The organism is Vibrio sp. 10N.222.52.B12 (assembly GCF_002875385.1).
In the GTDB taxonomy this organism is placed as follows: Bacteria; Pseudomonadota; Gammaproteobacteria; order Enterobacterales; family Vibrionaceae; genus Vibrio; species Vibrio jasicida.
In genome coordinates, this window is sequence record NZ_MDAW01000026.1 from 1 (window position 1) to 249 (window position 249).

Sequence of the window (249 nt, forward strand, 5' to 3'; positions counted from 1 at the left end):
GCAATGTAGATCAGATAAGGATCGGTTGACCGATCCTTCTGCTGAGAGATAATCGGAAGCCTGTTTCTAGGCTTCCGATTTTTTATGTCTATCCAAAACTGTTTTGCCGATTTCCTCGAAGAAAATCCTGTTGATGTAGCTCAACTCACTACTTTCTCTGAACATATCCCCGATGAGTGGGTTGCTAAGGCGGCAGCTCTTTCTGATAAAGCAACTATCCGACGACGCCGATTACCAAGTGACATGGTT

1 protein-coding gene is annotated in these 249 nt (G+C 44.6%); it reads left to right on the top strand.

Going from position 1 to position 249, the window contains the following annotated elements:
- Nucleotides 1-84: 84 nt before the first annotated feature.
- A partial coding sequence (locus tag BCT11_RS01660) for a transposase domain-containing protein (protein WP_198593895.1) occupies nucleotides 85-249 on the top strand: 165 nt, incomplete at its 3' end.